The sequence below is a fragment of the Sphingomonas larreae genome (genome assembly GCF_051400595.1).
Taxonomy (GTDB): domain Bacteria; phylum Pseudomonadota; class Alphaproteobacteria; order Sphingomonadales; family Sphingomonadaceae; genus Sphingomonas.
Map to the genome: position 1 here is coordinate 1,367,925 of NZ_JBLFFI010000001.1, position 26,669 is coordinate 1,394,593.

Here is a 26,669-nt window from a genome sequence, read left to right on the forward strand (position 1 = left end):
CGACCTGACTGCACCCAATCGTCCAGGGGAGACCATCATGGCCAGCGCGCCGCAACTGCCGCTCTTCTACAACGGGCTCGAGCCGCTCTCGAGCGAGACGCACGCCAATTACAAGGTGAAGCCCTCGAACGTCGCGCCCTTCCTCGCCAACCAGCATGCGATCCCGCTGACGGTGGAGGAATTCCCGCTGGTGCAGCGGCACATGCCGATCGTCTTCTCGTCGGGCGACGACGCCATCCCGCTGGCGCTGATGGGGCTCAACGAGGGCGTCAACGTGTTCATCGACGACAGCGGCAAGCTGCTCGAGGAGACGATCTACGTCCCGGCCTATATCCGTCGTTACCCCTATATGCTGGCGCGGCTCACCCCGGATGCGCAGGAGCTGTCGCTGTGCTTCGATCCGACCTCGCCGACGATCGGCGCGTTCGACGAGGGCGACGCCCTGTTCGAGGGCGGCCAGCCTACGGAGCTGACGCGCAACATCCTGCAGTTCAACGAGAACTTCGAGCAGGCTGCGGCGCGCACGGCGCAGTTCATGAACGAGGTGCGCGAGCTCGGCCTGCTGATGGAGGGTGAGGTGTCGATCCAGCAGGACGGCGTCGAGCAGCCCTTCATCTATCGCGGCTTCCAGATGATCGACGAGCAGAAGCTGGTCGACCTGCGCGGCGACCAGCTGCGCAAGGTGTCGCAGTCGGGGCTGCTGCCGCTGCTGTACGCGCACCTCTTCTCGCTGTCGCTGATGCGCGATATCTTCGCGCGGCAGGTCCGGCTGGGCAAGATGCCGCAACCGCAGCTGACGGTGTAACCAATCCAAGAAACGGTGGCGACCCGGCAGCCGGAAACGGAGCGCTACCGGCCGTCGCCACCACGTTCCCTCTCCGGTCGGCGTGCTGGTGATCCTCAACATCGCGGCGGGGCTAGGGCATGCGCCGATCCCCGCCGCATGGGCTGATGCCCGCGCTTGGAGCGGCGGGGATCACGTGCGCGTCGCATGGCGGCTGGCGCACCGACCGCTTCCACCTTCCGCCGGTACGTCGCGTTGAACATGGTGCCGCGTGGCCGGCGCGCTGGACATTGTCTCGCTTGCTGGTGGCGTAGCTTCCTCTGGGTCGCTGGGCGACGTGCCGAGCCCACACGGCCAGGGCCCGCTGACCTGGGTCAGCGCGGCCGGCCTCGTGGACCGAAGCGAGCGACGAGCGCCTCGACCTACCCACCGTCGGCGGCTCGGTTCACCGCATGGCCGCGACATTTCGCGTCCGCGGGGTTGCAACCAACGACGGGCTTCCTAAGTTAATGGCGTACGGCGCTCGTGTCCCCCCTTTCGCGAGCCCGTATGACACGCCTTTGGCGTGTCTCCTCCCTGAACCTTGGCCACCGCGTGCTTGCACGCGGTGGTTTTTTTCATTCCGCCGCGAGCGGGGTCACGCCGGTCGCGGCGAGCGCCTCGTCCGCGAGCGCATCGATGATGCCGCGCAGCAGCGCCACCATCAGGGGCGCCCCTGCGCCGAGCGAATCGAGCTGGCGATCGAGGTAGAGCGAACGGTCGAGCTCGAGCTGGATCGCATGGACGCCCTGATGCGGCCGCGCGTGGCGCTCGAGGATGTGGCCACCGGCGTAGGGGGTGTTGAGCGCGTGCCCCAGCCTCGTCGGGCGCACTGCCGCCTCTACCCGTGCGACGAAGCGGGCGCCGGCGGCGCGTCCGAAGCGATCGCCGATCACCAGCCGGGTCCGTCCGCCCGCGATCGGCGGCATCGAGTGGATGTCGAGCAGCACCGCGCAGCCGAACCGCGCGCGCGCCTGCGCCAACGCGTCCGCCAAGGCGGCGTGATAGGGCCGGTGCGCCGCGGCGATCCGCGCTTCCACCTCGCCTCCGGCGAGCTTGCAGCGCCACAATTCACCCGCAGCGGCGGTGCGGCGCGGCACCAAGCCGATCCCGGCGCGCACCTTGGCGGACAACGGCGCCCCGCCGCGCGCACCATCGTCGAGCAGCGGGTCGCGTTCGTGCTCGGCGCGGTTGAGATCGATCCAGGCGCGCGGCGCGTCCTGCACCAGCAGCGTCTCCTCGCTTCGCGCGGCGAGCGCGAGCGAATCGACCAGCCGGTCCTCGAGCGCGGCGAGGCAGGAGAGCGGCGCGCGCAGCGAATCGCGCAGCGCAGCGGGATAGTCGCGTCCGGCGTGCGGCACCGACAGCACCACCGGGCTGGCGGGGGGCATATCGCCGATCAGACGGAAGCTGCGCGTCATCTGCGCGCGACCCTATGGAAGCCGCCGCGGCACCGCAACGCACCGTCGTTCGTTTAGCGCGTCACAAGCGGCGTAAAACTACGAGCTTAGTGGGTATTCACCATGTCCGCTGGTGGAAAAATCAATGCGGATCGGGCATAAGCGTGCGCGTCGGGAGCCTAGGACAGTGATGATCAGAATTCTTCTCGCCGAGGATGATTCGGTGATGCGCGAGTATCTCACGCGCGCGTTGGAGCGCTCGGGCTATGCGGTCACCGCGGTGGACCGTGGCACCGCCGCGCTGCCGCTGCTCAGCGACGAGCGGTTCGACCTGCTGCTCACCGATATCGTCATGCCCGAGATGGACGGGATCGAGCTGGCGCAGAAGGCGCAGGAGCTCGCGCCCGGGATGCGGGTGATGTTCATCACCGGTTTCGCCGCGGTGACGCTGAAGGCGGGCAACACGATGCCGCAGGCGCGCGTGCTCTCCAAGCCGTTCCACCTGCGCGACCTAGTGCTGGAGGTCGAGCGACTGTTCGACGTCGATACCGCCAACGAGCTGATCTGAGCGGGCGCGAAAAGGCGCTTGCGTCGGCGCGTCGGCCCGGTTAGACGCGCCCCCTCGGGCGTGTAGCTCAGTGGTAGAGCACTGTGTTGACATCGCAGGGGTCGCAAGTTCAATCCTTGCCACGCCCACCATAAAAAGCCCCGCTAGGCGAGCAGCTTAGCGGGGTTTTTTGCGTCGTCATGCCGGCGAGGCCGACGACCGGCATGGTCGGTGGCGTACCAGCTGCCGGACCTCGCCTCTTTCGACACCCCGTCGCCAGAACCCGTTGGCGCCCCCCGCCCGAAAAGGCGTCAGCTCGGCGTCGTGATCGACCGGCTCGGCAGCGATTGCATACGCTTGGGCGATCTTCCTATACCAGAACACGTTCGCGTCCGAGGAACCCAGCCGTGCTGACGATTATCTGCGAGGAACCGCACGTGCTTCACGCGGTTCACCGCGACCCGCCCGAGGCACGCGCCGGCGAGCTGCTGGTGCGGATCCGGCGCGTCGGCGTGTGCGGCACGGATTATCATATCTACACGGGTGACCAGCCGTTCCTCAGCTACCCGCGGGTGATGGGGCATGAATTGGCGGGCGAGGTGGTCGAGGCGCCGGCGGGCTCGGCGTTCCGCCCCGGCCAGCTGATTGCGATCAACCCCTACCTCGCGTGCGGCACGTGCATCGCCTGCCGCGCCGGCAAGCCCAATTGCTGCGCTCGCATCGCGGTGCTCGGCGTTCACGTCGACGGTGGCATGGCCGAGCTGATCGCGGTGCCGGAGCGTGCCGCGATCGATGCGACGGGGCTCACCCCCGATCAGGCCGCGATGGTGGAATTTCTCGCGATCGGCGCACATGCTGCGGCACGCGCACGGATGCGCCGGGGCAGTCGGGCGCTGGTCCGCGGCGCCGGTCCGATCGGGCTCGCCACCGCCTTGTTCGCGCGGCTCGACGGTGCCGCCGTGACACTGTGCGACTCGCGCCAGCCGCGGCTCGACCGCGCCGCGCGTGATTTCGGCTTCGACTCGCTGGTGCGCGCCGACGGCAGCGAGCACGAGCGGCTCGCCATGCTGACCGACGGCGCCTTTTTCGAGACCGTCTTCGATGCCACCGGCAACCTGTCCGCGATGTGCCAGGGGCTGACGCAGGTGGCGCATGGCGGAAGCTATGTGCTGGTCAGTGTGGTCAAGGGCGACCTGACCTTCGCCGACCCCGAGTTCCACAAGCGGGAGACGACGCTGCTCGCCAGCCGCAACGCCCTCGCGGCCGACTTCGCGCGCGTGATTGCGGCGATCCGCGACGGCACCATCGCGACCGACGCCCTCCAGACACACAGCGTCGCCGCCGCGGACCTGCCGGCGCGCTTCCCCGGGCTGATCGCGGAGGCCGATCAGGTGCTCAAGGCGATCGTACGCTTCGCATGAGCACCACCGGCCCGCGCGCGCTGCGCCTTCACCCCGCCGACGACGTGGCAGTGCTGATCGACTCAGCGGATCCGGGCGACGCGATCCTCGACGTGACCGCGCGCGACGCGGTGCCGGCCGGGCACAAGATCGCGCTCCGGGCGCTCGCCGCAGGCGACGCAGTGCGCAAATATGGTCAGCCGATCGGCCTCGCCCGCCACGCCATCGCGGCGGGCCAGCATGTCCACGAACATAATCTCGCGCTGCCAGAGCACGGCATCGCGCGCGACGCGGTCGCCGCCGCGGACACGCCCGCGCGCCATGCCGCACCTGCGGGAGAGCCATCCGCCTGGTTCGACGGCTATCGTCGCGTCGACGGCACGGTAGGCACGCGCAATACGATCGCGGTGATCGCCAGCGTTAACTGCTCCGCCACCGTAGTCCGCCGGATCGCACGCGCGTTCGAGGATCGCGTGCCCGATGGCGTCGACGCGGTGGTGCCCTATACGCACGCGGGCGGCTGCGGCATGGCGGCGGACGGCGAGGCGGTGGCGGTGCTCGAGCGGACGCTCACCGGCTATGCGCGGCACCCCAACATGGGCGGCGCGCTGCTGGTCGGGCTTGGTTGCGAGGTGGCGCAGATCGAAGGCCTGCTCGCGCGCCACGGCCTGGTGCCGGGCGAGCGCCTCCGCACGTTGGTGATCCAGGACGCCGGCGGCACCGCGGCGGCGATCGAAGCCGGCGTCGCGATCGTTGCCGAGCTCGTCGCGCTCGCCGCGCGCGATCGGCGCGAACGCTGCCCGGCGAGCGACCTGGTGCTCGGGCTGCAATGCGGCGGTTCGGACGGCTGGTCCGGCATCACCGCCAATCCCGCACTTGGCGTCGCCGCCGACCTGCTGGTGACCGCGGGCGGCACGGTGCTGCTCTCGGAAACGCCCGAGATCGTCGGCGCCGAGCATCTGCTGTACGCGCGCGCGACCACGCCCGCGGTCGCCGCCGCGCTGGCCGAGCGGGTGGCATGGTGGCAGGACTATGCGACCAGCCATGGTGCCAGCCTCGACAACAATCCCTCGCCCGGCAACAAGGCCGGCGGGCTCACAACGATCTACGAGAAGTCGCTCGGCGCCATCGCCAAGGCGGGCGGCGCGCCGCTCGGCGAGGTGATCGGCTATGCCGCGCGACCGCGCGGGCGCGGGCTCGTGTTAATGGATTCGCCGGGCTACGACCCCTGTTCAGCGACCGGCCAGATCGCGTCGGGCGCCAATCTGCTGGCCTTCACCACCGGGCGCGGCTCGGTGTTCGGTGCGCAGCCCACGCCCTGTCTCAAGCTGGCCTCGAACGCCGCGCTGGCGCAGCGGATGCGCGGCGACATCGACGTCGATTGCTCGGTCGTGCTCGGCGGGGTGTCGCTCGATCAGCTCGGGCACGACATCCTGGCGACCCTGCTCGCGGTTGCCTCGGGACAGCCGACCAAGTCGGAGCTGAATGGCCTGGGCGAGCATGAGTTCGTGCCCTGGCGGCTGGGAGCTTGGCTGTAGTGGCGACGCAGCCTGCGGCGCCGCGATAGTGCTCGATGATGGAGCGAGGCGCGGCTGGCGTCGCTCTCGCGTGCGTGCCAGCTCTTGTAGCGGAGCGGGGGCGCGCCGACCGACTCAGGCGGTCACCGCGCGCAGCCAGTCGGTCAGCGGGTCATAGAGCAGCGCGCGCGCGCGGCCGCCGACCATCATCCCGACATGCCCCGCCGCCACGTCGCGACGCGGCGCCAGGCCGGCGGCGGTGGCTGCGGGAACGATGCGGTCGGTGAGCGAGACGAACTCGACCGACGGGCAGGTCAGCGCGGTCGCGTCGATCGCCCGGCCGCCGATCCGCCATGCGCCGGTGCCGGGCCGATCCTCTCCCACCAGCGCGCCGAACAGCTCGGCCCCGGCGGCGTAGGTGAGCGGCGCACCGGCGTTGGCCCAATCCTCGAGCAGCACGAAGCGCGCCAGCGTGGCGTGGTCCGTGCCGGCGAGCGCCGCATATTTGGCGATCGTGCGCGCCGGATCGAGCTGCCAGAAGCCGGCCTGGAGCACCTCCATCGGCAGCACGCCGAGCGCGCGGCACGCCGGCTCCGCCCGGGTCCATTGTGCGCGCATCGCGGCGCGCGCGTCCTCGCCATAGCCGGCGAAGCGCCACGGCGCCGCGATCGTCGCCACGCCGGCGACGCGCTCGCCCAGCAGCGCCGCGGCGGCGAGCGCGAGCGTGCCGCCGAGGCAATAGCCCACCAGCAAGGGTGCGCGCCCGAGCTTCGCCACCAGCGGCAGCAAGCGTTCGGTGACATGCGCGGCGAGGTCGAGCGTGGCGTCGGCGGCGCGCGGATGGCCCCAATCGAGCAGCCATGGCTGGAAGCCCGCATCGGCGAGATGCGCCACCAGCGAGCGCCCCGACGCAAGGTCGAGCACGTCGGGCGGGTTGATCAGCGACGGCACCAGCACGACGGGCATCGCCGCGGCCGCACCGCCGCCGTCGCGGAGCCGCGCCGCACCCTTGCGGAAGCGTGCCGGCCGTGTCTGGCGCCGCGCGCGCGGTGCGTCCTGATACCGCCTGAGCCCCGCCAGCGCGGCGGCACGACGCTCGGGCGAAGCCGCAGTCTCGCGGCGCAGCATGTCGAGAAACAGCGGCAGCGGCCGGGGTACGTCGCGGCCGTGTTGCGACGCGAAAAATTGTGGGTTACCGAAGGAAGGATCGGTCATTGGGGCTCGCGCGATGAAGAAACAGCAGGGCGACGGCGTGGTCGTCATCAAGAAATACGCCAATCGCCGACTCTACAATACCGAGAGCTCGTCTTACATCACGCTCGAGCACCTCGCCGCGATGACGCGGGCCGGGCGCGAGTTCAAGGTGGTCGACGCCAAGACCGACGAGGACATCACCCACAACGTCCTCACCCAGATCATCATGGAAGAGGAGAGCCGCGGGCAAACGATGCTGCCGGTCAATTTCCTGCGGCAGCTGATCGCGCTGTACGGCGATTCGATGCAGGCGATGGTGCCGGATTATCTCGAAGCGTCGATGGAGAGCTTCCGACGCAACCAGGCGCAGTTCAAGACCGCAGTGGAGGGCGCTTTCGCGGGCTCTCCTTTCGCCGAGATCGCCAAGCGCAACCTCGAGATGTTCGAGGCCGCGGCGAATGCCTTCAAGCCCGCCGGTGGCGCCGCCCCGGCGCCCGCCCCCGCCGCAGGGGCAGGCAAGGACGGCGAAATAGCTGCGTTGAAGGCCGAACTGGCGCAGCTGCGCGATAAGGTCGACAAGCTGGGCGAGTGAGTGGCGGGCAGCGCGCCAAAGCCGCCGCCCGCCCTGTCCCCCTCCGTCATCCTGAAAACGTCACAGGATGGCGGAGCAAGGCAGGCGCCCACCCTGCCGCCGTCAGCGCGGCTTGACGAAGCGCAACGTCATCCGGTCGCTCTCACCGATCGCGGCATATTTCGCACGGTCCTGGTCCTTGAGCGCGAAGCTCGGCGGCAGCGTCCATACGCCACCGGGCCAGTTCGCGCTGTCCTTCGGATTGGCGTTGATCTCCGACCGCCCCGCCAGCTTGAACCCGGCGGCGGTGGCGAAGCCGATCACCGAGCTGGTCTTCATATAGCCGCTCTTTTCCTCCGCCGCGCTCGGCCGCGCTTCCGGCAGCCGGTGCTCGACCACCCCGAGCGTTCCACCCGGTTTGAGCATGCGGTACATCGCCACGAACATCGCGCGCGCGCGGTCTTCGCCACCGAAGCGCCAATTATGGACGTTGCGGAAGGTGAGCACCACGTCGGCGCTGCCGTCGGGCACGCCCGGCTGCCCCGCTTCGGCCGGGAAGGCGGCGAGCCTCACCTTGCCATAAGTGGCGGCGTCCTTGGCCTGGAGCGCGCGCACCGCGGCGAGCCCTTTCTCCCAAGGCCCGGCGGCGTAGTAAGCGCCGGTGCGCGCGGTGAGCGGCGCGAGAATCTCGGTGTACCAGCCGCCGCCCGGCCATACTTCCACCACCGTGTCGCCCGGCTTGACGCCAAAGAAGGCGAGCGTCTGCGCCGGGTGGCGGTAGCGGTCGCGCGCGACGTTCGTGGCGGTGCGCGTCGGCGCGGCGACCGCGGCGGCGATCGGCGCGGGCACGTTGGGGGTGCTGGCGGCGACGAGTACGGGTGCGGCGAGCAGCAGGGAGCAGGCGAGACGATGCATCGGCGACGATCCTCCAGGACGATGCGGCACAGGCTGGCGCGAGCGTGAGCGATACGCAAGCCTTCCTCGCCGCGATCGCGACGCTGGCGTTCGCGCTCGCGGTGTTCGCGGGCTGGCGCGCGCACCGCCGCACGCGCCGCCACGATCCCGACGTGGTCGGCTGGATCGACTGGACGCTGGTGCAGATGGCGGCGCTGATCGCGCTGGCGGTGACGGGTTATGTCGCGCTGAAGGGCTGAGGTACGCAAGCAGTGGCACGAAGCAGGCGACAGGCGGCGGCGACGTCGCCTTCGCCGCCAGAACTCCTCCGCCCAGCGCTAGTAGAAGCGGCGCAGCACCAGCACGCGTTCGCCCGCGCCATCGCAGCGTGTGAGCCGCACCGCACGGCCCGGGGTACCGGTGGCCCAGCGCGCCAGTGGGTCGGTCGCATAGCCCGAGCCGATCGGGACGCCGTCGACCGCGCAGATCGTGTCGCCCTCGCGCCACCCCGCCGCTGCCGCCGGACCGCCGCGCATCACATGAAGCACCTTGAGCCGGTCGCTCGCCAGCCCGAGCAGCAGCCCGCTGGTGGAACGCGCGACCGGCGCCGCGCCGGGCAACGCACGCAGCAGCATATGCCCTGCGCGAGGATCGAGCAGCACGCGGTAGCGCTGCAGGAAGCCCGAGCCGATCCGCCCCGCCACGCCGATCGTGTCCGAGAAGCCGCCCGCGGGCTCGATCCGTAGCTCGACGTCGCGGGCCGCGACGCGCCCGACCAGCAGCCGCGGCACGATCGCGAGCTCGCTCACCACCGCGCCGGCGAGCCCGAACGACACCGTCGTGGTGGTCGGCACCGCGCGCGTCGCCGCACCGGCACTCGCCCAGGCCGCGGCGCCGAGCGTGATCGACGAACCGTCGCCGGTGTCCACCACCATCGGGCGCAGCCGGGCGTGGCCGAGCGTCACCGCGCTGACATAGACCAGTCGATCGGGCGCGATCGCGAGCGGCGCGCTCACTCCGGCGAACGGCACCCGACCGCTGCGCAACAGCCGAAAGCGGCGCGCGCCATAATCGATGTCGAGCGCATAGGCGGCGATGAGATCGCGGCCGACGAGCAGGTCGACCGCGCTGGCGCTGCCGGTCGCGGCGGCGGGGAGATCCGCCACCGCGAGACTGCCGCCGCGCCTGGTCACCCCGCCCAGCGTGAGCGTCGCGACGTCGACGCGCCCGACATCGACGCTGCCGCCGATCACCGTCGCCTGCCCTTCGGCGCGCACGGTGAGGTGCTGCGCGGCGGCGAAACGCCGTGCCAGCACCGAGTAGCTCACCCCGGTGTCGAGCACCGCGGTGACCGCGCGGCCGTCGAGCAGCATGGTAAAGCGGATCTGATTACCGGGGGTGAGGTCGAAGTCGACCCAGCGCGCCTCGGCGTCGGGCGCGAGCATGCTGGTGCCGGCCCAGGCGCCGCGCGGCTCGGGCAGCGCGCGCGGCGGCGCAGCGGCAGTCGCGAGCAGCAGCGGAAGCAGGAGGGCCGTGGGCGCACGCACCGCGCGGGTGTAGCGGATCGCCGCGCCGTGTCACGCAGCGAGCGATGCTGCGAGACGTCCGATCATGAGACCCCGGCGGCCTTCGCCGCGTCAGGTCCGCCCGCGGTGAAGGTAGACGAGAGTCCTAGAAGCTCGCCTCGTCGTAAACCTTCGAGACGTCACCCGCCCAGGCGCCGTGATAGCGCTCGAGCAGCTGCTCGGCGGGCACCTTGCCCAGCCGCACGATCTCGCGCAGCGGCTCGAGGAAGCCGCTTTCGTCGTCGCCCGCGCCGCTGGTCCGCGCGCGCGCGCGCAGCCCGGCGTGGGCGATGTCGAGCACCTCGCCCGCGATGTCGCGCAGCGTGCCCCCGCCCGGCAGCGGCGCGGCGAGCCCGAGCTTCGGCACAGCGTCGCGCAGCGCCTGGCGCTCGTCCAGCGTCCAATGCTTCACCACGTCCCAGGCGGCGTCGAGCGCGCCCTGGTCGTACAGCAGCCCGACCCACAGCGCCGGCAGCGCGCAGATCCGCCCCCAGGGACCGCCATCGGCGCCGCGCATCTCGAGGAAGGTCTTGAGCCGCACCTCGGGGAAGGCAGTGGAGAGATGGTCGTTCCAGTCGTCGAGCGTCGGCTTCTCGCCCGGCAGCACGCTCAGCTCGCCACGGAGGAAGTCGCGGAACGAGAGCCCGGCGGCGTCGACGTACCGGCCGTCGCGGTAGACGAAGTACATCGGCACATCGAGCATATAGTCGGCGTAGCGCTCGTAGCCGAAGCCATCCTCGAACACGAACGGCAGCATGCCGGTGCGGGCCGGATCGGTGTCGGACCAGATGTGGCTGCGATAGCTCAGATAGCCGTTGGGCCGACCTTCGGTGAACGGCGAGTTGGCGAACAGCGCGGTGGCGAGCGGCTGGAGCGCGAGGCCCACGCGGAATTTCTGCGCCATGTCCGCTTCGCTGGCGTAATCGAGGTTCACCTGGATCGTGCAGGTGCGCAGCATCATGTCGAGACCCATCGTGCCGACCCGCGGCATGTGGCGCAGCATGATCGCATAGCGACCCTTGGGCATGATCGGCAGCTCGGCGCGCGCCTTGTCGGGCCACATGCCGAGCCCGAGGAAGCCGATCCCGAGCTTCTCGCCCGCCGCCTTCACCTGTGCGAGGTGGCGCCCGGTTTCGGCGCAGGTCTGGTGCAGATTGTCGAGCGGCGCGCCCGACAGCTCGAACTGCCCGGCCGGCTCGAGGCTGACGCTGCCGTCCGCGCCGGTGAGCGCGATCACGTTGCCGCCTTCCTCGACCGGACGCCAGCCGTGCTGCGTCAGCTCGCCGAGCAGCGCGCGGATGCCGCCCGGCTCGTCGTACGACGGAGCATGATGGTCGGCCGTGGCGTAGACGAGCTTCTCGTGCTCGGTGCCGATCCGCCAGCGCGCCACCGGCTTCTCGCCTGAGGCGAAATGGGCGATTAGTTGGTCGCGCGATTCGATGACCGCCGCGCTGCTGTCCGAAACGGTCTTCGTCGTCATGACGCCGCGCTTACGCGCGGATGAACGGGCGCGCTAGAGCCGATCGAATTGGGTCTGACGCAGGTTGGTTGCAGTCCCGGCAAACGTTCGCGCCTCCTTGATTCCCGCCGACCTCCGCGAGGGACGAATGGCATCCGTCTGCCTCCACGCCGCCTCACGCCAGGCCGCCGCGCTTACCAATCCCCCGCTGCCGCCATCCACAGTGCCACCGCTGCCGCCGCCGCGGTGTCGGCGCGCAGGATCCGCGGGCCGAGCGTGATCGCCACCGCCTGCGGCAGCGCGCGGATCATTGCACGCTCCTCGTCGTCAAAGCCGCCCTCGGGCCCGATCAGGATCGCCGCCGGCCCCGCGTGCGCCCGCATCGCCGCCGCTGCGGGCGTACCGCCGGTCTCGTCCGCGAAGAACAAGGCGCGGTCCGCCGGCCAGTCGCGCAGCAGCGCGGGCAGCTTCACCATCGGCGCAAGTTCGGGCAGCGCGGTCCGGCCGCATTGCTCCGCCGCCTCGATCATATGCGCGCGCAGCCGCTCGGCATTGGGCTTGTCCACCACGGTGCGGCGCGTCACCACGGGCACCAGCCGTGCGACGCCCAGCTCGCAGGCTTTCTCGGCTAACCAGTCGACGCGGCCCTTCTTGAGCGGCGCGGCGGCGAGCCACAGGTCAGGAACCGGCTCGCGCGGTGCGAGCCGCTCGGTCACGTCGAGCACGAGGTCGCGCCGGCCGACGCTCGCCGCGGTAGCGAGCCACTCGCCGCTGAGGTCGTCGAACAGCCGCACCGGATCGCCGGGGCGGAGCCGCATCACCGCGATGAGGTAATGCGCGGGCGGTCCGGTCAGGGCGAGCGGTCCGCGCGCCAGCGGCGTCTCCACGAACAGCCGCGGGGTCGAGCGCGGCGGCCAGGCGGGGGTCGCCACCATCACCGCCGCCCACGCGCGAGCAGCACACGCGCCACCAGAAACACGACGCCGCCGACCGCCGCCAGCGCGATCACGCTCACCGCGATGACCCCGGCGACACGCAGGATCGCGTAGAACAGCGCCTCGAAAAACCGGCCGAGCGCGACCGAGAGATGGATCACCTGCCGCCCACGCGGGTCCAGCGCTGTTCGCGACAGCCGAAGCCGGCAAAGAGGCAGCCCTCCGCCACCAGCGTGTCGCGGCCCTCGAGCCGCAGTGTACCGTCGACCTCGCTGCCGATGTCGGGGACGAAAACGGTGCCCGCCCAGGTGCCATCCTCGCCGCGGCGGAAGCCACGGAACAAAGCGGTGCCGACCAGCCGGTCGGTGCCACCGGCGGCGGCATCGGCCCGCGCCTTCTCGTCCGCCGCCACAACGGTGCCGCACATTCCCGGCGCACCGCGACACGGCGCGACGCGGATGCGGACGCTGTCGCGCGCGTTGCGCCACGTTCCCGCGAGCGGATCGGCGGCAGCGGCCGGGGCGGGGGCGAGCGCGAGCAGCAGGGCGAGCGGGATCATCGCCGCAACGTAGGCGACGATCGATGCGGTTTGAAGGGCGGCGGGTGACGTGCCGGGAGGGCGCCGCAGCGCATCACTCTCGCGCCATCGGCCCGTTGAACAGCAGCCCGAAATAATCGCCCTTGTTCCAGCGCGGCCGATCGGTCGCATCGGCGATCTCGCGCGCGATGCGGTAATTGGCGTCGACGAAGCGGACGCCTTGGTCCCACAGGATCGGCTGCGTCAGGTCGTCGCACGGCTTGTGGTAGCAGCGCGCCATGAAGTCGGCGACCGCTGCCTTGCCGGGCCCTTTCTGTCCCGGCCACAGGAAGACCGAGGGGACGCCCTTCTGAACGAAGCGGAAATGGTCGGAGCGGACGAAGATCGCCTCCTCCGGCATCGGATCGGGCGAGAGGCCGACGCCGATCGCCCCCACGGCGCGCGCAATGATCGGGCCGAGCGTCGAGCGGTCGCCACCGAACGCCACCATGTCCTCGAAGCGATAGGTGAGGATCGGCATGTCGAGGTTCACATCGGCGACGATGTCAGCGCCCGGCACGGTCGGGTGGTTTGCGAAATAGTCGCTGCCGACCAGCCCCTTCTCCTCCGCGGTCACGGCAAGGAACAGCACGCTGCGGCGCGGCGCGGGTGCCTGCTTGAAGCGCTTGGCCGCCTCGATCAGGCTGGCGATGCCGATCGCGTCATCGAGCGCGCCGTTGTAGATCGTGTCGCCGTCGACCGCCTTGCCCAAGCCGACGTGATCGAGATGCGCCGAGAGCACCACCGTCTCGCGCCCGACCTGCGGGTCGCTGCCGGGGATCATGCCGATCACGTTGCTGCTCGGCACGGCGCGGAACGTCGTGGCGCTCGCCGCGCTCAGCCTACCCGCGGCCGTGACCGCGCGCGCGCGCAGCACCTTCTTCCTCGCCGCGCGCGTGATCGCGCCCCAGTCGCGTGCGAAGACCTTGGCCGCGCCCGCGCGCGACAGCGTGCCGAGCAGCGGGACGGCGGGCGTGGCGGTGCTGCCGGTGCCGTCGGGCAGTGCCCAGGTCACGCGCTCCGCGTCATAGCCTTTCTTCACCGTGTCGAAGCCCGGCGCGCCGCGCCCCGCCGGGCGCAGGTCGGCGATCGCGACCGCTCCGACCGCGCCGTGCGCCGCCGCGGCGGCGAGCCGGGCCGGCGCGCCGCTCAGCGTCGCGGCGATCTCGCTCGGCAGCCCTGCGGGCACGCCGCCGACGTAAGCGATGATCTTCCCGCGCACATCGACCCCGGCGTAATCATCGATGCCGTACGCCGGCGCCGACAGGCCGTAGCCGACATAGACCACGGGCGCGGACACGCCTGTGGCGCGGGCGGCGGGGTTTGCGGCGGGGACGTAATCGGTACCGAACGCCAGCGGCTGCGCCGCGCCGCCGGTCGGGGACCAGCCGAACGTGCCCTGCCCCGCAATCTTGTATGCGGTGAGCGGCACCGCCTGAAGATAGCCACCCGCGTCGCCCATCGGCTTGAGCCCGGCGGCATAGAATTGCGCGGCGACATATTGCGCGGCGATGTCATATTCGCCGCTGCCCGCCTCGCGCCCGCGCATCGCGTCCGAGGCGAGGAACATCACGTGCGCCTTCATTGCGGCCTGATCGGCGGGGAGCGGCGCGGTGAGGCGGGCGTTGCGGGCCGCGGTGTCGCGCGCGGCGGGGGCCGGCGTGGACGGCGCCGGCGCGCCGGACTGGGCGGCGGCCGCACCGGCAAGGGCGAACAGGAACGGAGCGGCGAAACAGCGGTACATCGGCAACCTTCGAGCAAGGAGAAGGAATCGCCGTAGCTTAGCTTCCCCGGCCACGCACCAGTCAAAGGTGCGCCGCGGGGCCGGCGAGTGGACGAACCGGTTGCGGCGCAGCGCGCTTTCCCGTGGAACCGCTTGCCCGCCCGATTATAGTCGTCCGCATGGACGCTCGCCTCACAACCGCCGCCCCCGCCGTCAGCTATCGGCGCGACTATGCGCCACCGGCGTGGCTGGTGCCCGAGGTCGCGCTCGATTTCGCGCTCGACCCCACCGCGACGCGGGTGCGCGCGCGGCTGAGCGTCACGCGCAACGGCGCGCACGATCAGCCGCTCCGGCTCGACGGCGCCGGCCAGGTGCCGCTCGCCGTCACCGTCGACGGCGAGGCCAGCAGCGACTGGCGGATCGAGGGCGAGCAGCTGGTGGTGCCGCTCGCGGGCGCGGCGCACGTGATCGAGACCGAGGTGGAGATCGCGCCCGATCGCAACACCCAGCTGATGGGGCTCTATGCCTCCGGCGGGATCCTGTGCACGCAATGCGAGGCGGAAGGCTTCCGCCGGATCACCTGGTTCCCGGACCGGCCCGACGTGCTCGCCGTCTATCGCGTGCGGATGAGCGCGGATCGACGCCGCTATCCGGTGCTGCTTGCCAACGGCGATCCCGTGGCCAGCGGCGAGGGCGCCGACGGCACGCACTGGGCCGAGTGGCACGACCCCTATCCCAAGCCTTCCTATCTGTTCGCGCTGGTGGCGGGCGACCTGGCGGTCAACCGCGACACCTTCACCACGCGCTCGGGTCGCGAGGTCGCGCTCGGGATCTGGGTGCGCGCCGCCGACCTGCCCAAGACCGCGCACGCGCTCGATGCGCTCAAGCTCTCGATGGCATGGGACGAGCGCGCCTACGGACGCGAATATGACCTCGACGTGTTCAACATCGTCGCGGTCGACGACTTCAACTTCGGCGCGATGGAGAACAAGGGGCTGAACATCTTCAACAGCCGCTACATCCTCGCCGACCCCGACACCGCGACCGACCATGATTACGACGCGATCGCCGCGGTGGTCGCGCACGAATATTTCCACAATTGGTCGGGCAATCGCGTCACCTGCCGCGACTGGTTCCAGCTGAGCCTGAAGGAAGGCTTCACCGTCTACCGCGATCAGTCGTTCAGCGCCGACCAGGGCTCCGCCGCGGTGAAGCGGATCGAGGACGTGCGCGGCCTGCGCGCGGCGCAGTTCCCCGAGGACGCGGGGCCGCTGGCGCATCCGGTGCGCCCCGAGAGCTACATCGAGATCAGCAACTTCTACACCGCCACCATCTACAACAAGGGCGCCGAGCTGATCCGCATGCTGGCGACGATGCTGGGCGACGCCGCCTTTCGCGCCGGGGCCGACCTGTACTTCGACCGCCATGACGGCACCGCCGCCACCTGCGAGGACTTCGTCCGCTGCATGGAGGAGGCGAGCGGCGTCGACCTCGCGCAATTCCGCCTCTGGTACAGCCAGGCGGGCACGCCGCGCGTGTCGGCCAGTGTCGAGCATGAGCCCGGCAGCGGCCGCGCCCTGCTGCATCTTGCGCAAAAGGTGCCCGACACGCCCGGGCAGCGCGGCAAGGCGCCGCAGGTGCTGCCGCTGCGCGTGCGGCTGTTCGGCAGCGCCACCGGCCGACCGCTCGGCCCCGAGCAGCTCGTGGTGCTGCGCGATGCCGCCGAGAGCATCGCGTTCGAGGAGGTGACCGAGAGCCCGGTCGTGTCGCTCAACCGCGGCTTTTCCGCGCCGGTGATCATCGAGAGTGACCGCAGCGCGGCCGAGCTCGCCTTTCTCGCGCGGCATGACGACGACCCGTTCGCACGCTACGAGGCGATGCAGCAGCTGATGCTCGACACGCTGGTCGCCGCGACGGTTGAGGGCGAAGCCGACCACCGCCAGGTGATCGCCGCGGTGGCGGACACGCTTGACGACCCGTCGCTCGATCGCGCCTTCGTCGCCGAGGCGGTGCTGCTGCCCTCGGAAAACTTCATCGGCGACCAGCTCGCCACGGTCGATCCGGAGGCCGTGTTCCGCGCACGCGAGGCGCTGCGCCGTAACCTGGCGATCGTGCTCGACCAGCGCTGGCGCACCGCCTGCGACCTCGGCGAGCGCGCGCCTTACGCCTATACTCCCGCGGCCAAGGGTGTGCGACGGCTGCGCAATGTCGCGCTCCACTATCTCCAGGCCGGTGGTGCCGCCGACGCGCCCGCGCTGGCCTGGGCGCAGTTCGAGGCGGCCGACAACATGACCGACCGTCAGGGCGCGCTCACGGCATTGGCGAGCGGTCACTCGAGCGAGCGCGACGCCGCGCTCCAGGCCTTCTACGCACGCTATGCCGACAACCCGCTGGTGCTCGACAAATGGTTCCAGACGCAGGCGCTCTCCTCGCGCGACGACACGCCCGCGCTGGTCGCCGAGCTGGCGCGCCACCCCGACTTCTCGCTCGCCAACCCCAATCGCGCGCGCGCGCTGGTCGGCGCCTTCGCGGTCAACCAGCGCGCCTTCCATGTCGCCGGCGGCGCGGGCTATCGCTGGCTTACCGACCAGCTGCTCGCGCTCGATCCGCTCAACCCGCAGACCTCGGCGCGGCTGCTGCCGCCGCTCGGCCGCTGGCGCCGCTTCGACCACGCGCGGGCAGGTCTGATGCGCGCCGAGTTGGAGCGGATCGTCGCCACGCCGGGGATCAGTCGCGACCTGTTCGAGCAGGCGTCGAAGAGCCTGGAGGGGTGACGCTCAGCCCGAATTGCGCAGCGCGGTGGCGATCGCGTTGATCGACAGCAGGATGCCCTGCCGCACGCGCGCGTCTTCCTCGCCCGCGCGGTGGCGCTTCATCAGCTCGATCTGAAGCAGGTTGAGTGGCTCGATATAGGGCAGCCTCAGCCGGATCGAGGCGTCCAGCGCGGGGTGCTTCTCGAGCAGGTGCGACTGGCCGGTGACATCGAGCAGTCCGTCGTGCGTCTGCCGCCAGCCGTCGCGGATGCGGCCGAACACCGAGTCGCGCAGCCCCGCGTCCTCCACCAGCCCGGCGTAGCGCGCGGCGATCCCCATGTCCGACTTGGCGAGCACCATTTCCATGTTGGCCAACGTCGCGGCGAACAAGGGCCAGCCCTGCGCCATCTCGCGCAGCAACGCGCGGTCCTCGAAGGCGGCGATCGCCTGGCCGACACCGTACCAGCCGGGCAGCATCACGCGCGCCTGCGCCCAGCTGAACACCCAGGGGATCGCGCGCAGGTCTTCGATCGCGTCCGATTGCTTGCGGCTGGCGGGACGGCTGCCGATCTTGAGCCCGGCGATCTCCGCGATCGGAGTCATCTGGCGGAAGAAGGTGCGGAAGCCCTCGGTTTCGTAGACCAGCCTGCGATAGGCGCGGAAGGCGGCGCCGGACAGCCGGTCCATCGCCGCGGCGAAGCTGGCATTGTCGCTGTTCGACAGCTGCGCCGGCTCGAGGCTCGCGAGCAAGGTCGCCGAGGCCATCGCCTCCAGGTTGGTGGTGGCGCTCTCGCGGGTGCCGTATTTGCCCGCGATCACCTCGCCCTGCTCGGTGATGCGGATGCGGCCCTGCACGGTGCCCGCGGGCTGCGCGCGAATCGCGGCGAAGCTCGACCCACCGCCGCGTCCCACCGCGCCGCCGCGTCCATGGAACAGCTGCATGCCGACGCCAGCGGCGTCGAACACCGGGCGCAGCGCGGTGGAGGCGCGCGACAGCTGCCAGGTGGAGGTAAGGTAGCCGCCGTCCTTGTTGCTGTCGGAATAGCCGATCATCACTTCCTGGTGGCCGCGCGCACGCGCGATGTCGCGCACCTCGGGGATCGCGAACCACTCGCGCATGATCGCGGGCGCGGCCTCGAGATCCTCGATCGTCTCGAACAGCGGCACCGCCATCACCGCAGCGCTGGCGGGCGTATCGTCGGTCGCGGGGCGGTACAGCCCGACCTCCTTGAGCAGCAGGTGGACCTCAAGCAGGTCCGACACCGACTTGGTCATCGACACGATATACTGGCGGATGCATGCCGCGCCGTAGGTGGCGTGCGCATCCGCCGCGGCCTGGACGATCGCCAGCTCGGACGCGGTCTCCTCCGAATAGACGGTGAAACGGCTGGTCAGCGGGCGTGGCGTCGCCAGTTCCTGGCGCAGCAGCATCACGCGCGCGTCCTCGTCGAGCGCGGCATAGTCCGCGCACACGCCCGCGGTGCGCAGCATCTCGGCGACGACCCGCTCGTGCACCGCGCTGTTCTGGCGCAGATCGAGCGTGGCGAGATGGAAGCCAAACACCTCCACTGCGCGGATCAGCCGGCCGATCGCGCCGCCCGAGCCGAGCAGCCCCGCGCCCTCGGCCGAGAGCGGGCGCGCAAGCGTGACGAGGTCGGCGCGCAGCGCAGCGGGATCGGCATAGGCGTCGCCGACCAGCTTGCCCGGGCGCGGTGCGGGCTCGCCCGTCAGCTTCTGGTAGGTCGCCGCGGCGCGCGCGTAGATGCCGCTGATCGCGCGGCGATAGGGTTCGTCGCTGCGCGTCTCGGACGCGTCACCGCTCGCCTCCGCCAACGCCAGCACGCCCTCATCGACCGCGGCATGGTGCGCCGAGATCGACAGCTCGGCGCCCATCGCATGGAGCTGGTCGAGATAATAGCCGAGCACCGCCTGGGAGGCGCGCGCGAGCGCGGCGCGCAGGCTGTCCGCGGTGACGAAAGGATTGCCGTCGCGGTCGCCACCGATCCAGCTGCCCGGGCGCAGGAAGGCGGGGACGCGCGCGCCAAGCGCGCGGTCCCAGCGCTGGTAGAGCGCCGGAACCACCGGCAGAAACACGTCGCGCAGATAGCTGAGCGCGGTCTCCACTTCGTCGGTGACGTACAGCCGCTCGCGCCGCAGCACGCGCGTCTGCCACAGCAGCGCGACCTGGCGCACGATCGCCTCATCGACCTGGTCGCCCTCGGGCGTGTGGTCGACGCCACGATCCCGCAGCGCCATCAGCTGCGCGATGCGGTTGCGGTGGTCGATCATGCTCTTGCGCCGCACCTCGGTGGGATGCGCGGTGAGCACCGGCGCGATCAGCGCGCGCTCGAGCAGCTGGAGCACCTGGTCGCGCTCGATCCCGGCCTCGGCCAGCCGGCCGAGCGCGGCGGCAACGTCGGCGCCCTCCTCCGCCGCGATCCCCTGCCGGTCCTCGGCGAGATTGGCGAGCATCGAGAACAGCATGAAGCCGCGCACGAAATCGAGCGTTTCATCGAGATCGAGCGCGCCCAGCCCGACGTCGGGCGAGCCCTCGGCATTGCCGCGGTGACGCTCGACCGAGGCGGAGCGGATCGCCTCGGTGCGCTCGTAGAGCGTGTCCCCCCCGTAAGCGCGGATGACGTCGCCCAGCACGCGGCCGAGGTATCGAACGTCGGGATTGTTGGTGATCGGGGGGAGCGTGGCCATCGCGCGATGCTGCGTTGCGGCAGCGGCGCGGTCAACCGGTTACGGATCGAGCAAGGGAGGTGCGGGCGCGACCGCCATGATCTTCTGCCTCCGTCATCCCGGACTTGGTCCGGGATCCACCCACCCACCTGTTCAGGGCCGCTGATGGCGCGGCACCGTGGGTTCCGGAACAAGTCCGGGATGACGGAAGAGCGAGGAGCGTCAGTCTACCGCAGCGTCTTGCCCGGCGCTCAAAGACACGCCTCCAAATACGCCTGGTCGAAGCCGAACTGCTTGGCCTTGTCGATCGTGTACGGACGCAGCCCCATCGAGCGATACTCGCCGATGATCTTGCCGTCGGCGCTCTCGTCGAGATACTCGAACTTGAACAGCTCCTGCGTCACGATCACCGGGCCCTCCATCCCGATCACCTCGGTGATGTTGGTGACGCGGCGCGAGCCGTCGCGCAGGCGCTTGACCTGGATGATCATGTCGACCGAGTCGGCGATCTGGCGGCTGATCGCTTCCTTGGGCACCTTGATGTCCGACATCATCACCATGTTCTCCATGCGCGCCAGCGCCTCGCGGGGGCTGTTGGAGTGAAGCGTGCACATCGAGCCGTCGTGGCCGGTGTTCATCGCGGCGAGCATGTCGAAACACTCGCTGCCGCGGATCTCGCCCAGGATGATGCGGTCGGGCCGCATACGCAGCGCGTTCTTGACAAGGTCGCGGATCGAGATCTCGCCCTGCCCCTCGAGATTGGCGGGGCGGGTCTCGAGCGGCAGCCAGTGCGGCTGCTGGAGCCGGAGCTCGGCCGCGTCCTCGATCGTCAGCACGCGCTCGCCCGGGTCGATCATCTTCGACAAGGCGTTGAGCATCGTCGTCTTGCCCGAGCCAGTGCCGCCCGAGATCACCACGTTGAAGCGGCACGCGCCCGCGATCTTGAGCGCGGTGGCCATCTTCTGCGACATGCTGCCGAAGCCCGCCATCATGTCGAGCGTGATCGGTTTGGCGGAGAATTTGCGAATCGAGATGGCGGTGCCGCGCAGCGACAGCGGCGGCACGATCACGTTGACGCGGCTGCCGTCCTTGAGGCGTGCGTCGGCAAGCGGCGTGGTCTGGTCGACGCGGCGGCCGACCGAGTTGCAGATCCGCTGCGCGATCTGGAACAGATGCTCCTCGTCGCGGAACTGGATATTGGCCAGCTCCAGCTTGCCCTTGCGCTCGACGAAGGTCTGGTCGGGACCGTTGACCATGATGTCGCTGATGTCGGCGTCGGCGAGCAGTTCCTCGAGCGGCCCGAGTCCGAGCAACTCGTCGACCAGCACCTTCTCCAGCGCGAACTGCTCGCGGCGGTTGAGCGTCAGCTTGAGCTCGGCGAGCACCTCGCCGATGATGGGGCGGAACTCCTCGGCGAGCTCGTCCTTGCCGAGCGTCGCGGCGGCCTCGGGATCGACGCGCTCGAGCAGGCGCGGCAGCACCTGCTCCTTGATGCGGTGGATCGAGGCCTCGAAGCCTTCCATCCGGCTCGCGCCGGCGTCGCCGCTGGCGTTCTGGCGGTCGGCGAGGCGCTGCATCGCGTCCACGGTGCCCTGCGGCACCAGTGACGGATCGCCCTCGCCGATCAGCGCCAGCGCATCCGCGGGGGGGAATGGCTCGGGCTCGGGGCGCGCGAGCGGGTTGACCTGCATCGGCCGCGCCACGCCGAAACCGCCGCGCGCGCCAGTCGTCCCCATCCCGCCGTTACGGCGCCCGAACGCGTTCATCGACCCGGTTGTCCTCGCAAATCCGAGATCCGGGCTAAGCGAGAAGCCTTTATAATCGACTAACCACGGGCACGAGCGGCGCCAGCGGGTCGTGCCCGTGCCCCGGCGCAGGCCGGGGCCCAGTCGAACATACCTTCCGCGTGCGTGAACCTGTGTCGCCATGTCGGGCGCTCGCCCATCATGTCAGGTCGGGCCAAGCCTACTGTCGTGGTGTTCGGGAGTCGTGGGTCGGCACCCAAACGGCTGGTTGGAGAACGGCCGTCCTCCCGGCTTGAGCCGTGATCCATGGTGCCGCACGCACCTCGGCCATTGTTGTGGCGGAGACATGGACCCCGGCTCGAGCCCGGGATGACGCTAGGTGCAGAGCATTGACCGGCTCTCGCGCGATCTCGCACGTCGGAAACGATTACACCGCCGCTTTAGCCGCCGCACGCATCGTCGCGAGGAACAGCGCGCGCCGCCGCGCTTCCGGCAGCGCCGCGTCGGGCGGCACCGCCGCTTTTACCCAGCGCGTCGCGCCCGCCCGCTCGCGCGCGTCGGCCGCCACCAGCGTCGCCGCCGGCAGCAGCGCCGCAAGCGTCTCCGCGGCTTCGTCGAAACCGACATGGCACAGCCCGCGAGCCGTCTGCGCAACCAGCAAGGCGCCAAGCGGCGTCGGCAGCACGCACCAGGCGACTCGCTGGTCCGCGCCGCCACTCGCCCAGGCAGCCGGCGTCATGCCGAGCGCGGCGGCATCGGCATAGAACCGGCTCGGCGAAGCATAGCCGGCGGCGTAGATCGCCCCGGTGACCTTGCCCTCTGCCTGCAGCACCGTGGCGGCGCGAGCCACGCGGCGGTCGCGCGCATAACCCGCGGGCGAGATGCCGGCGACGCGCGTGAACAGCCGCTGGAAGTGATGCGGCGCGTAGCCGACCGCCGCGGCCAGCTCGGCGAGGGTCCATGTCCGCCCGGCGTCGTCGAGCAGCGCGAGCGCGCGCGTCACCGCGGCGGCGTCGCGGGCGACATCGTCGGGCAGGCAGCGGCGGCAGGCGCGATAGCCCGCGGCGCGCGCGGCGGCGCCGTCGGCAAGGAAGCCGACATGCTCGCGTCGCGGCCGCCGCGCCGCGCAGCTCGGCCGGCAATAGATGCGGGTCGAGCTGACCGTTACGACGAAACGGCCGTCATGAGCACGGTCACGGCGGGTGAAGGCGGCCCAGGCGATATCGGGGTCGATGGGAGCGGGAGTGGTCGCCGGGGAGCGTGGGTCGGTGCGGTGGCCGCTGCCATGCGGCATTATTTCGCCGTCATCCCGGACTTGGTCCGGAGTCCAACCGTCCGCGCGTCCAACCGTCGCGGCGCTGACGGCTGGGTGCCCGGACCAAGTCCGGGATGACGGTGAAGTTGGGCGCGGGGACGACGCGTGAGCCATGGGCCATCTCGCTCGAGTTCAGCCGCAGCGGTGCCATCACCCGCCGTCTCGACCATGTCCGCTGGACTATATGCCGTTTGGCGCCCGACCGCATCCCGTGCCTTGCGCCCGAACCCGCTTACTCCTCGCGTCACGTTGATCATGTTCAACACGCCGACCCGCTCCGGTTGCATCCTTGGCAACCCTTTGCTACGCGCGCCGCTACCCCAAGCGCAGGCGCCGTCGCGCGCCACCCGGTCGCATGGGGTCGACACCCTTGGTTTTTGCGAGGAAAGTGGATCGCGTGGAGAGCTCCAGCGGTAATCAGGGCAGCAGCATCCAGGCCAGCCTCGGCGGGCGTTATGCGAGCGCGCTGTTCGATCTGGCGGTGGAGGCCAAGGCGGTCGACCAGGTCGAGCGCAGCCTCGCCGCGGTGCGTGATGCGCTCGCCGAATCATCCGACTTCCGCGCGCTGATCGCCTCTCCGGTGGTGGCGCGGCGCGACGCGGTGCGCGCGGTGGTCGCCGCGGCCGATTCGATCGGCGTCGACGCCACCACGCGCAGCTTCCTGGGGGTGCTCGCGGAGAATCGCCGGCTCGCACAGCTGCCGCAGATCATCCGCGCCTTCCGCACCTTGGCGGCGCGTCACCGCGGCGAGACCACTGCCGAAGTGACCAGCGCGCACCCGCTCACCGCCGAGCAGGTCGACGAGCTCAAGCAGCAGCTGCGCCGCCGCGTCGGCCGCGAGGTGTCGGTCGACCTCGAGGTCGATCCGGCGATCCTCGGCGGGCTTGTCGTCCGTATCGGCTCCCAGATGATCGATTCCTCGATCCGTACCCGTTTGAATGCGCTCGCCAGCGCGATGAAGGGCTAACCACATGGATATCCGCGCCGCAGAAATCTCGAAGGTCATCAAGGACCAGATCGCCAACTTCGGCACCGAGGCCCAGGTGTCCGAGACCGGCCAGGTGCTGAGCGTCGGTGACGGCATCGCGCGCATTTACGGGCTCGACAACGTCCAGGCCGGCGAGATGGTTGAATTCTCGAACGGCGTGCAGGGCATGGCGCTCAACCTCGAGGCCGACAACGTCGGCGTCGTGATCTTCGGCTCGGACGCCGAGATCAAGGAGGGCGACGTCGTCCGCCGCACCGGCACCATCGTCGACGTGCCGGTGGGCAAGGGCCTGCTCGGCCGCGTGGTCGACGGCCTCGGCAACCCGATCGACGGCAAGGGCCCGATCGTCGCCGAGCAGCGCAGCCGCGTCGAGGTGAAGGCACCCGGCATCATCCCGCGCAAGTCGGTGCACGAGCCGGTGCAGACCGGGCTCAAGGCGATCGACGCGCTGGTGCCGGTTGGCCGCGGCCAGCGCGAGCTGATCATCGGCGACCGGCAGACCGGCAAGTCGGCGATTGCGCTCGACACCTTCATCAACCAGAAGACCGCCAACGCGGGCACCGACGAGTCGAAGAAGCTGTACTGCGTCTATGTCGCGGTCGGCCAGAAGCGCTCGACCGTCGCGCAGCTGGTGCGCACGCTCGAGGAGAACGGCGCGATGGACTATTCCATCGTCGTCGCCGCCACCGCCTCGGACCCCGCCCCGCTGCAGTTCCTCGCGCCCTATACCGGCTGCGCGATGGGCGAGTATTTCCGCGACAGTGCGATGCACGCCGTGATCGTGTACGACGATTTGTCGAAGCAGGCGGTGGCCTATCGCCAGATGTCGCTGCTGCTGCGCCGCCCGCCGGGCCGCGAGGCCTATCCGGGCGACGTCTTCTACCTCCACTCGCGCCTGCTCGAGCGCGCGGCGAAGATGAATGACGCCAATGGCAACGGCTCGCTCACCGCGCTGCCGATCATCGAGACCCAGGCGGGCGACGTCTCGGCGTACATTCCGACCAACGTGATCTCGATCACCGACGGCCAGATCTTCCTCGAGACCGACCTGTTCTTCGCGGGCATCCGCCCCGCGATCAACGTCGGCCTGTCGGTCAGCCGCGTCGGCGGCGCGGCGCAGACCAAGGCGATGAAGAAGGTGTCGGGCTCGATCAAGCTCGAGCTGGCGCAGTATCGCGAGATGGCGGCGTTCGCGCAGTTCGGCTCGGACCTCGACGCCTCGACGCAGAAGCTGCTCAACCGTGGCGCGCGGCTGACCGAGCTGCTCAAGCAGCCGCAATTCTCGCCGATGCCGTTCGAGGAGCAGACCGCGTCGATCTACGCCGGCACCAACGGCTATCTCGATCAGGTGCCGGTCGCCGACGTGACCCGCTACGAGGCGGCGATGCTGGCGTTCCTGCGCAACGACCATGCCGACGTGCTGGGCGCGATCCGCGACTCGCGCGAGCTGGGCAAGGACACCGAGGGCAAGCTCAAGGGCGCGCTCGACCAGTTCGCGAAGACCTTCGCCTGAGGTGCGTGCTCCTGCGGACGCAGGAGCCCAGTGCCACGGACGATCCGCTGAATAACCCTGGGCTCCCGCGTTCGCGGGAGCACGAGAAGGCAGGAAATGGCGTCACTCAAGGCCCTCAAGATCCGCATCGGCTCGGTCAAGTCGACGCAGAAGATCACCAAGGCGATGAAGATGGTCGCCGCCGCCAAGCTGCGCCGCGCGCAGGAGGCGGCGATTGCCGGCCGCCCCTATGCCGAGCGGCTCGAGGGGGTCGTTGCCAGCCTGGCCGGCAACGTCGGCGTCGGCGCCTCACCGCTGTTGGCGGGGACCGGCAAGGACCAGGTGCATCTGCTGGTGGTTGCCACCTCGGAGCGCGGCCTGGCGGGCGCGTTCAACACCAACATCGTCCGCGCCGCACGCCGCAAGGCGGAGGAGCTGGAGGCCGCGGGCAAGACCGTGATCTTCTATCTCGCCGGCAAGAAGGGGCGCGTGCTGCGCCGCTTCTACCCGCAGGCGATCAAGGTCGATCACGATCTGTCGACGGTGAAGACCGTCGCGTTCGACGACGCCAAGGCGATCGCCGACGACCTGATCGCGCGCTACACCGCGGGCGAGTTTGACGTCGCCCACCTGTTCTACGCCAAGTTCCAGTCGGCGCTGGTGCAGCTGCCGATCGGCCAGCAGATCATCCCGGTCGCGATCCCTGACCGCGGCGAGCCCAAGCTGGCCAATGCCGGCGACGCGACGGTGGAATATGAGCCCAGCGAGGAAGCGATCCTCGCCGACCTGCTGCCGCGCAACGTCGCGATCCAGATCTTCCGCGCCATGCTGGAGAATGCCGCCTCCGAGCAGGGCAGCCGCATGACCGCGATGGACAATGCCACGCGCAACGCGGGCGACATGATCAAGCGGCTCAGCATCCAGTACAACCGCGCGCGCCAGGCGGCGATCACCACCGAGCTGGTGGAGATCATCTCGGGCGCCGAGGCGCTGTGACCCGGCGGGTGACCCGCACCACCACCATGAAGGAGCGGCTGTCGGCCGTGACCTTCACCCGCTCCATGCCTACATCGGGGCAGACGAACC

The 26,669-nt window shown here is 70.3% G+C and carries 22 protein-coding genes and 1 tRNA gene; 11 read left to right on the plus strand and 12 right to left on the minus strand.

What is annotated here, in order from left to right:
• Nucleotides 1-37: 37 nt before the first annotated feature.
• Nucleotides 38-805 (plus strand): SapC family protein, encoded by a 768-nt coding sequence (locus tag ACMGDM_RS06230; RefSeq protein ID WP_436803229.1) that lies wholly within the window; start codon nucleotides 38-40, stop codon nucleotides 803-805.
• A 596-nt stretch (nucleotides 806-1,401) separates the two neighbouring features.
• Here the strand turns inward: ACMGDM_RS06230 and ACMGDM_RS06235 are convergent.
• Nucleotides 1,402-2,244, minus strand: a complete 843-nt coding sequence (locus ACMGDM_RS06235; protein WP_436803230.1) for an N-formylglutamate amidohydrolase — start codon at nucleotides 2,242-2,244, stop codon at nucleotides 1,402-1,404.
• Nucleotides 2,245-2,413: 169 nt separating this feature from the next.
• Here ACMGDM_RS06235 and cpdR point away from each other — a divergent pair, with 169 nt between their 5' ends.
• The 4 genes from cpdR (at nucleotide 2,414) to ACMGDM_RS06255 (ending at nucleotide 5,708) form a co-directional block, all read left to right on the plus strand.
• Nucleotides 2,414-2,791, plus strand: coding sequence for a cell cycle two-component system response regulator CpdR (gene cpdR, locus ACMGDM_RS06240; protein ID WP_436803231.1), 378 nt, complete (start codon nucleotides 2,414-2,416; stop codon nucleotides 2,789-2,791).
• A gap of 56 nt (nucleotides 2,792-2,847) precedes the next feature.
• Nucleotides 2,848-2,922 (plus strand) — tRNA-Val (locus ACMGDM_RS06245).
• A 285-nt stretch (nucleotides 2,923-3,207) separates the two neighbouring features.
• On the plus strand, nucleotides 3,208-4,191 hold the full coding sequence (locus ACMGDM_RS06250) for a zinc-binding alcohol dehydrogenase family protein (RefSeq protein ID WP_436803232.1): 984 nt from the start codon (nucleotides 3,208-3,210) through the stop codon (nucleotides 4,189-4,191).
• Nucleotides 4,188-5,708, plus strand: coding sequence for a UxaA family hydrolase (locus ACMGDM_RS06255; RefSeq protein ID WP_436803233.1), 1,521 nt, complete (start codon nucleotides 4,188-4,190; stop codon nucleotides 5,706-5,708). The genes ACMGDM_RS06250 and ACMGDM_RS06255 overlap by 4 nt, the downstream gene beginning before the upstream one ends.
• A gap of 114 nt (nucleotides 5,709-5,822) precedes the next feature.
• Here ACMGDM_RS06255 and ACMGDM_RS06260 read toward each other — a convergent pair whose 3' ends face one another.
• A complete protein-coding gene (locus tag ACMGDM_RS06260) occupies nucleotides 5,823-6,902 on the minus strand; it encodes an alpha/beta fold hydrolase (protein ID WP_436803234.1) in 1,080 nt (359 codons plus the stop codon).
• 13 nt (nucleotides 6,903-6,915) lie between these two features.
• Between ACMGDM_RS06260 and phaR the strand changes: the two genes are divergently transcribed.
• Nucleotides 6,916-7,473: a polyhydroxyalkanoate synthesis repressor PhaR gene (phaR, locus tag ACMGDM_RS06265; protein WP_436803235.1), complete on the plus strand. Its 558-nt coding sequence runs from the start codon at nucleotides 6,916-6,918 to the stop codon at nucleotides 7,471-7,473.
• A gap of 102 nt (nucleotides 7,474-7,575) precedes the next feature.
• On the opposite strand, the gene ACMGDM_RS06270 is transcribed toward phaR, so the two are convergent.
• On the minus strand, nucleotides 7,576-8,367 hold the full coding sequence (locus ACMGDM_RS06270) for a class I SAM-dependent methyltransferase (protein WP_436803236.1): 792 nt from the start codon (nucleotides 8,365-8,367) through the stop codon (nucleotides 7,576-7,578).
• 44 nt (nucleotides 8,368-8,411) lie between these two features.
• Here ACMGDM_RS06270 and ACMGDM_RS06275 point away from each other — a divergent pair, with 44 nt between their 5' ends.
• Complete coding sequence (locus ACMGDM_RS06275; RefSeq protein WP_436803237.1) at nucleotides 8,412-8,606, plus strand: hypothetical protein; 195 nt, start codon at nucleotides 8,412-8,414, stop codon at nucleotides 8,604-8,606.
• Between the two features lie 78 nt (nucleotides 8,607-8,684).
• On the opposite strand, the gene ACMGDM_RS06280 is transcribed toward ACMGDM_RS06275, so the two are convergent.
• The 6 genes from ACMGDM_RS06280 to ACMGDM_RS06305 all read right to left on the minus strand — a co-directional run bounded on the left by ACMGDM_RS06280 (nucleotide 8,685) and on the right by ACMGDM_RS06305 (nucleotide 14,626).
• On the minus strand, nucleotides 8,685-9,893 hold the full coding sequence (locus ACMGDM_RS06280) for a retropepsin-like aspartic protease (RefSeq protein WP_436803238.1): 1,209 nt from the start codon (nucleotides 9,891-9,893) through the stop codon (nucleotides 8,685-8,687).
• 124 nt (nucleotides 9,894-10,017) lie between these two features.
• Nucleotides 10,018-11,391, minus strand: a complete 1,374-nt coding sequence (locus ACMGDM_RS06285; RefSeq protein ID WP_436803239.1) for a glutamate--cysteine ligase — start codon at nucleotides 11,389-11,391, stop codon at nucleotides 10,018-10,020.
• Nucleotides 11,392-11,564: 173 nt separating this feature from the next.
• Nucleotides 11,565-12,305 (minus strand): 16S rRNA (uracil(1498)-N(3))-methyltransferase, encoded by a 741-nt coding sequence (locus ACMGDM_RS06290; RefSeq protein ID WP_436803240.1) that lies wholly within the window; start codon nucleotides 12,303-12,305, stop codon nucleotides 11,565-11,567.
• Nucleotides 12,305-12,466 (minus strand): hypothetical protein, encoded by a 162-nt coding sequence (locus ACMGDM_RS06295; RefSeq protein WP_436803241.1) that lies wholly within the window; start codon nucleotides 12,464-12,466, stop codon nucleotides 12,305-12,307. The genes ACMGDM_RS06290 and ACMGDM_RS06295 overlap by 1 nt, the downstream gene beginning before the upstream one ends.
• Nucleotides 12,463-12,864 carry a DUF2147 domain-containing protein gene (locus ACMGDM_RS06300; RefSeq protein ID WP_436803242.1) on the minus strand — a complete coding sequence of 134 codons (402 nt, stop codon included), beginning with the start codon at nucleotides 12,862-12,864 and terminating at the stop codon, nucleotides 12,463-12,465. The genes ACMGDM_RS06295 and ACMGDM_RS06300 overlap by 4 nt, the downstream gene beginning before the upstream one ends.
• Nucleotides 12,865-12,937: 73 nt before the next feature.
• Complete coding sequence (locus ACMGDM_RS06305; RefSeq protein ID WP_436803243.1) at nucleotides 12,938-14,626, minus strand: M28 family peptidase; 1,689 nt, start codon at nucleotides 14,624-14,626, stop codon at nucleotides 12,938-12,940.
• A 158-nt stretch (nucleotides 14,627-14,784) separates the two neighbouring features.
• Between ACMGDM_RS06305 and pepN the strand changes: the two genes are divergently transcribed.
• Nucleotides 14,785-17,379, plus strand: coding sequence for an aminopeptidase N (gene pepN, locus ACMGDM_RS06310; protein ID WP_436803244.1), 2,595 nt, complete (start codon nucleotides 14,785-14,787; stop codon nucleotides 17,377-17,379).
• Nucleotides 17,380-17,382: 3 nt separating this feature from the next.
• Here pepN and ppc read toward each other — a convergent pair whose 3' ends face one another.
• The 3 genes from ppc to ACMGDM_RS06325 all read right to left on the minus strand — a co-directional run bounded on the left by ppc (nucleotide 17,383) and on the right by ACMGDM_RS06325 (nucleotide 23,082).
• Nucleotides 17,383-20,064 (minus strand): phosphoenolpyruvate carboxylase, encoded by a 2,682-nt coding sequence (gene ppc, locus ACMGDM_RS06315; RefSeq protein ID WP_436803245.1) that lies wholly within the window; start codon nucleotides 20,062-20,064, stop codon nucleotides 17,383-17,385.
• 230 nt (nucleotides 20,065-20,294) lie between these two features.
• On the minus strand, nucleotides 20,295-21,809 hold the full coding sequence (locus ACMGDM_RS06320) for a TadA family conjugal transfer-associated ATPase (protein WP_436803246.1): 1,515 nt from the start codon (nucleotides 21,807-21,809) through the stop codon (nucleotides 20,295-20,297).
• Nucleotides 21,810-22,215: 406 nt separating this feature from the next.
• Entirely contained in the window at nucleotides 22,216-23,082 is an 867-nt protein-coding gene (locus ACMGDM_RS06325) for an Ada metal-binding domain-containing protein (RefSeq protein WP_436803247.1), read from the minus strand.
• Between the two features lie 418 nt (nucleotides 23,083-23,500).
• Here ACMGDM_RS06325 and ACMGDM_RS06330 point away from each other — a divergent pair, with 418 nt between their 5' ends.
• From ACMGDM_RS06330 to ACMGDM_RS06340, 3 genes are all read left to right on the plus strand, one after another.
• Nucleotides 23,501-24,070 (plus strand): F0F1 ATP synthase subunit delta, encoded by a 570-nt coding sequence (locus ACMGDM_RS06330; RefSeq protein ID WP_436803248.1) that lies wholly within the window; start codon nucleotides 23,501-23,503, stop codon nucleotides 24,068-24,070.
• Nucleotides 24,071-24,074: 4 nt separating this feature from the next.
• Nucleotides 24,075-25,604, plus strand: a complete 1,530-nt coding sequence (gene atpA, locus ACMGDM_RS06335; protein WP_436803249.1) for a F0F1 ATP synthase subunit alpha — start codon at nucleotides 24,075-24,077, stop codon at nucleotides 25,602-25,604.
• A gap of 96 nt (nucleotides 25,605-25,700) precedes the next feature.
• Entirely contained in the window at nucleotides 25,701-26,579 is an 879-nt protein-coding gene (locus ACMGDM_RS06340; RefSeq protein WP_436803250.1) for a F0F1 ATP synthase subunit gamma, read from the plus strand.
• Nucleotides 26,580-26,669 lie beyond the last annotated feature (90 nt).

What these genes read in the sequence shown, in the direction of transcription:
- ACMGDM_RS06230 (WP_436803229.1), top strand. Translation starts at nt 38, where the DNA reads ATGGCCAGCGCGCCGCAACTGCCGCTCTTCTACAACGGGCTCGAGCCG.
- ACMGDM_RS06235 (WP_436803230.1), bottom strand. Translation starts at nt 2,244, where the DNA reads ATGACGCGCAGCTTCCGTCTGATCGGCGATATGCCCCCCGCCAGCCCG.
- cpdR (WP_436803231.1), top strand. Translation starts at nt 2,414, where the DNA reads ATGATCAGAATTCTTCTCGCCGAGGATGATTCGGTGATGCGCGAGTAT.
- ACMGDM_RS06255 (WP_436803233.1), top strand. Translation starts at nt 4,188, where the DNA reads ATGAGCACCACCGGCCCGCGCGCGCTGCGCCTTCACCCCGCCGACGAC.
- ACMGDM_RS06260 (WP_436803234.1), bottom strand. Translation starts at nt 6,902, where the DNA reads ATGACCGATCCTTCCTTCGGTAACCCACAATTTTTCGCGTCGCAACAC.
- phaR (WP_436803235.1), top strand. Translation starts at nt 6,916, where the DNA reads ATGAAGAAACAGCAGGGCGACGGCGTGGTCGTCATCAAGAAATACGCC.
- ACMGDM_RS06270 (WP_436803236.1), bottom strand. Translation starts at nt 8,367, where the DNA reads ATGCATCGTCTCGCCTGCTCCCTGCTGCTCGCCGCACCCGTACTCGTC.
- ACMGDM_RS06285 (WP_436803239.1), bottom strand. Translation starts at nt 11,391, where the DNA reads ATGACGACGAAGACCGTTTCGGACAGCAGCGCGGCGGTCATCGAATCG.
- ACMGDM_RS06290 (WP_436803240.1), bottom strand. Translation starts at nt 12,305, where the DNA reads ATGGTGGCGACCCCCGCCTGGCCGCCGCGCTCGACCCCGCGGCTGTTC.
- ACMGDM_RS06300 (WP_436803242.1), bottom strand. Translation starts at nt 12,864, where the DNA reads ATGATCCCGCTCGCCCTGCTGCTCGCGCTCGCCCCCGCCCCGGCCGCT.
- ACMGDM_RS06305 (WP_436803243.1), bottom strand. Translation starts at nt 14,626, where the DNA reads ATGTACCGCTGTTTCGCCGCTCCGTTCCTGTTCGCCCTTGCCGGTGCG.
- pepN (WP_436803244.1), top strand. Translation starts at nt 14,785, where the DNA reads ATGGACGCTCGCCTCACAACCGCCGCCCCCGCCGTCAGCTATCGGCGC.
- ppc (WP_436803245.1), bottom strand. Translation starts at nt 20,064, where the DNA reads ATGGCCACGCTCCCCCCGATCACCAACAATCCCGACGTTCGATACCTC.
- ACMGDM_RS06320 (WP_436803246.1), bottom strand. Translation starts at nt 21,809, where the DNA reads ATGAACGCGTTCGGGCGCCGTAACGGCGGGATGGGGACGACTGGCGCG.
- ACMGDM_RS06325 (WP_436803247.1), bottom strand. Translation starts at nt 23,082, where the DNA reads ATGCCGCATGGCAGCGGCCACCGCACCGACCCACGCTCCCCGGCGACC.
- atpA (WP_436803249.1), top strand. Translation starts at nt 24,075, where the DNA reads ATGGATATCCGCGCCGCAGAAATCTCGAAGGTCATCAAGGACCAGATC.
- ACMGDM_RS06340 (WP_436803250.1), top strand. Translation starts at nt 25,701, where the DNA reads ATGGCGTCACTCAAGGCCCTCAAGATCCGCATCGGCTCGGTCAAGTCG.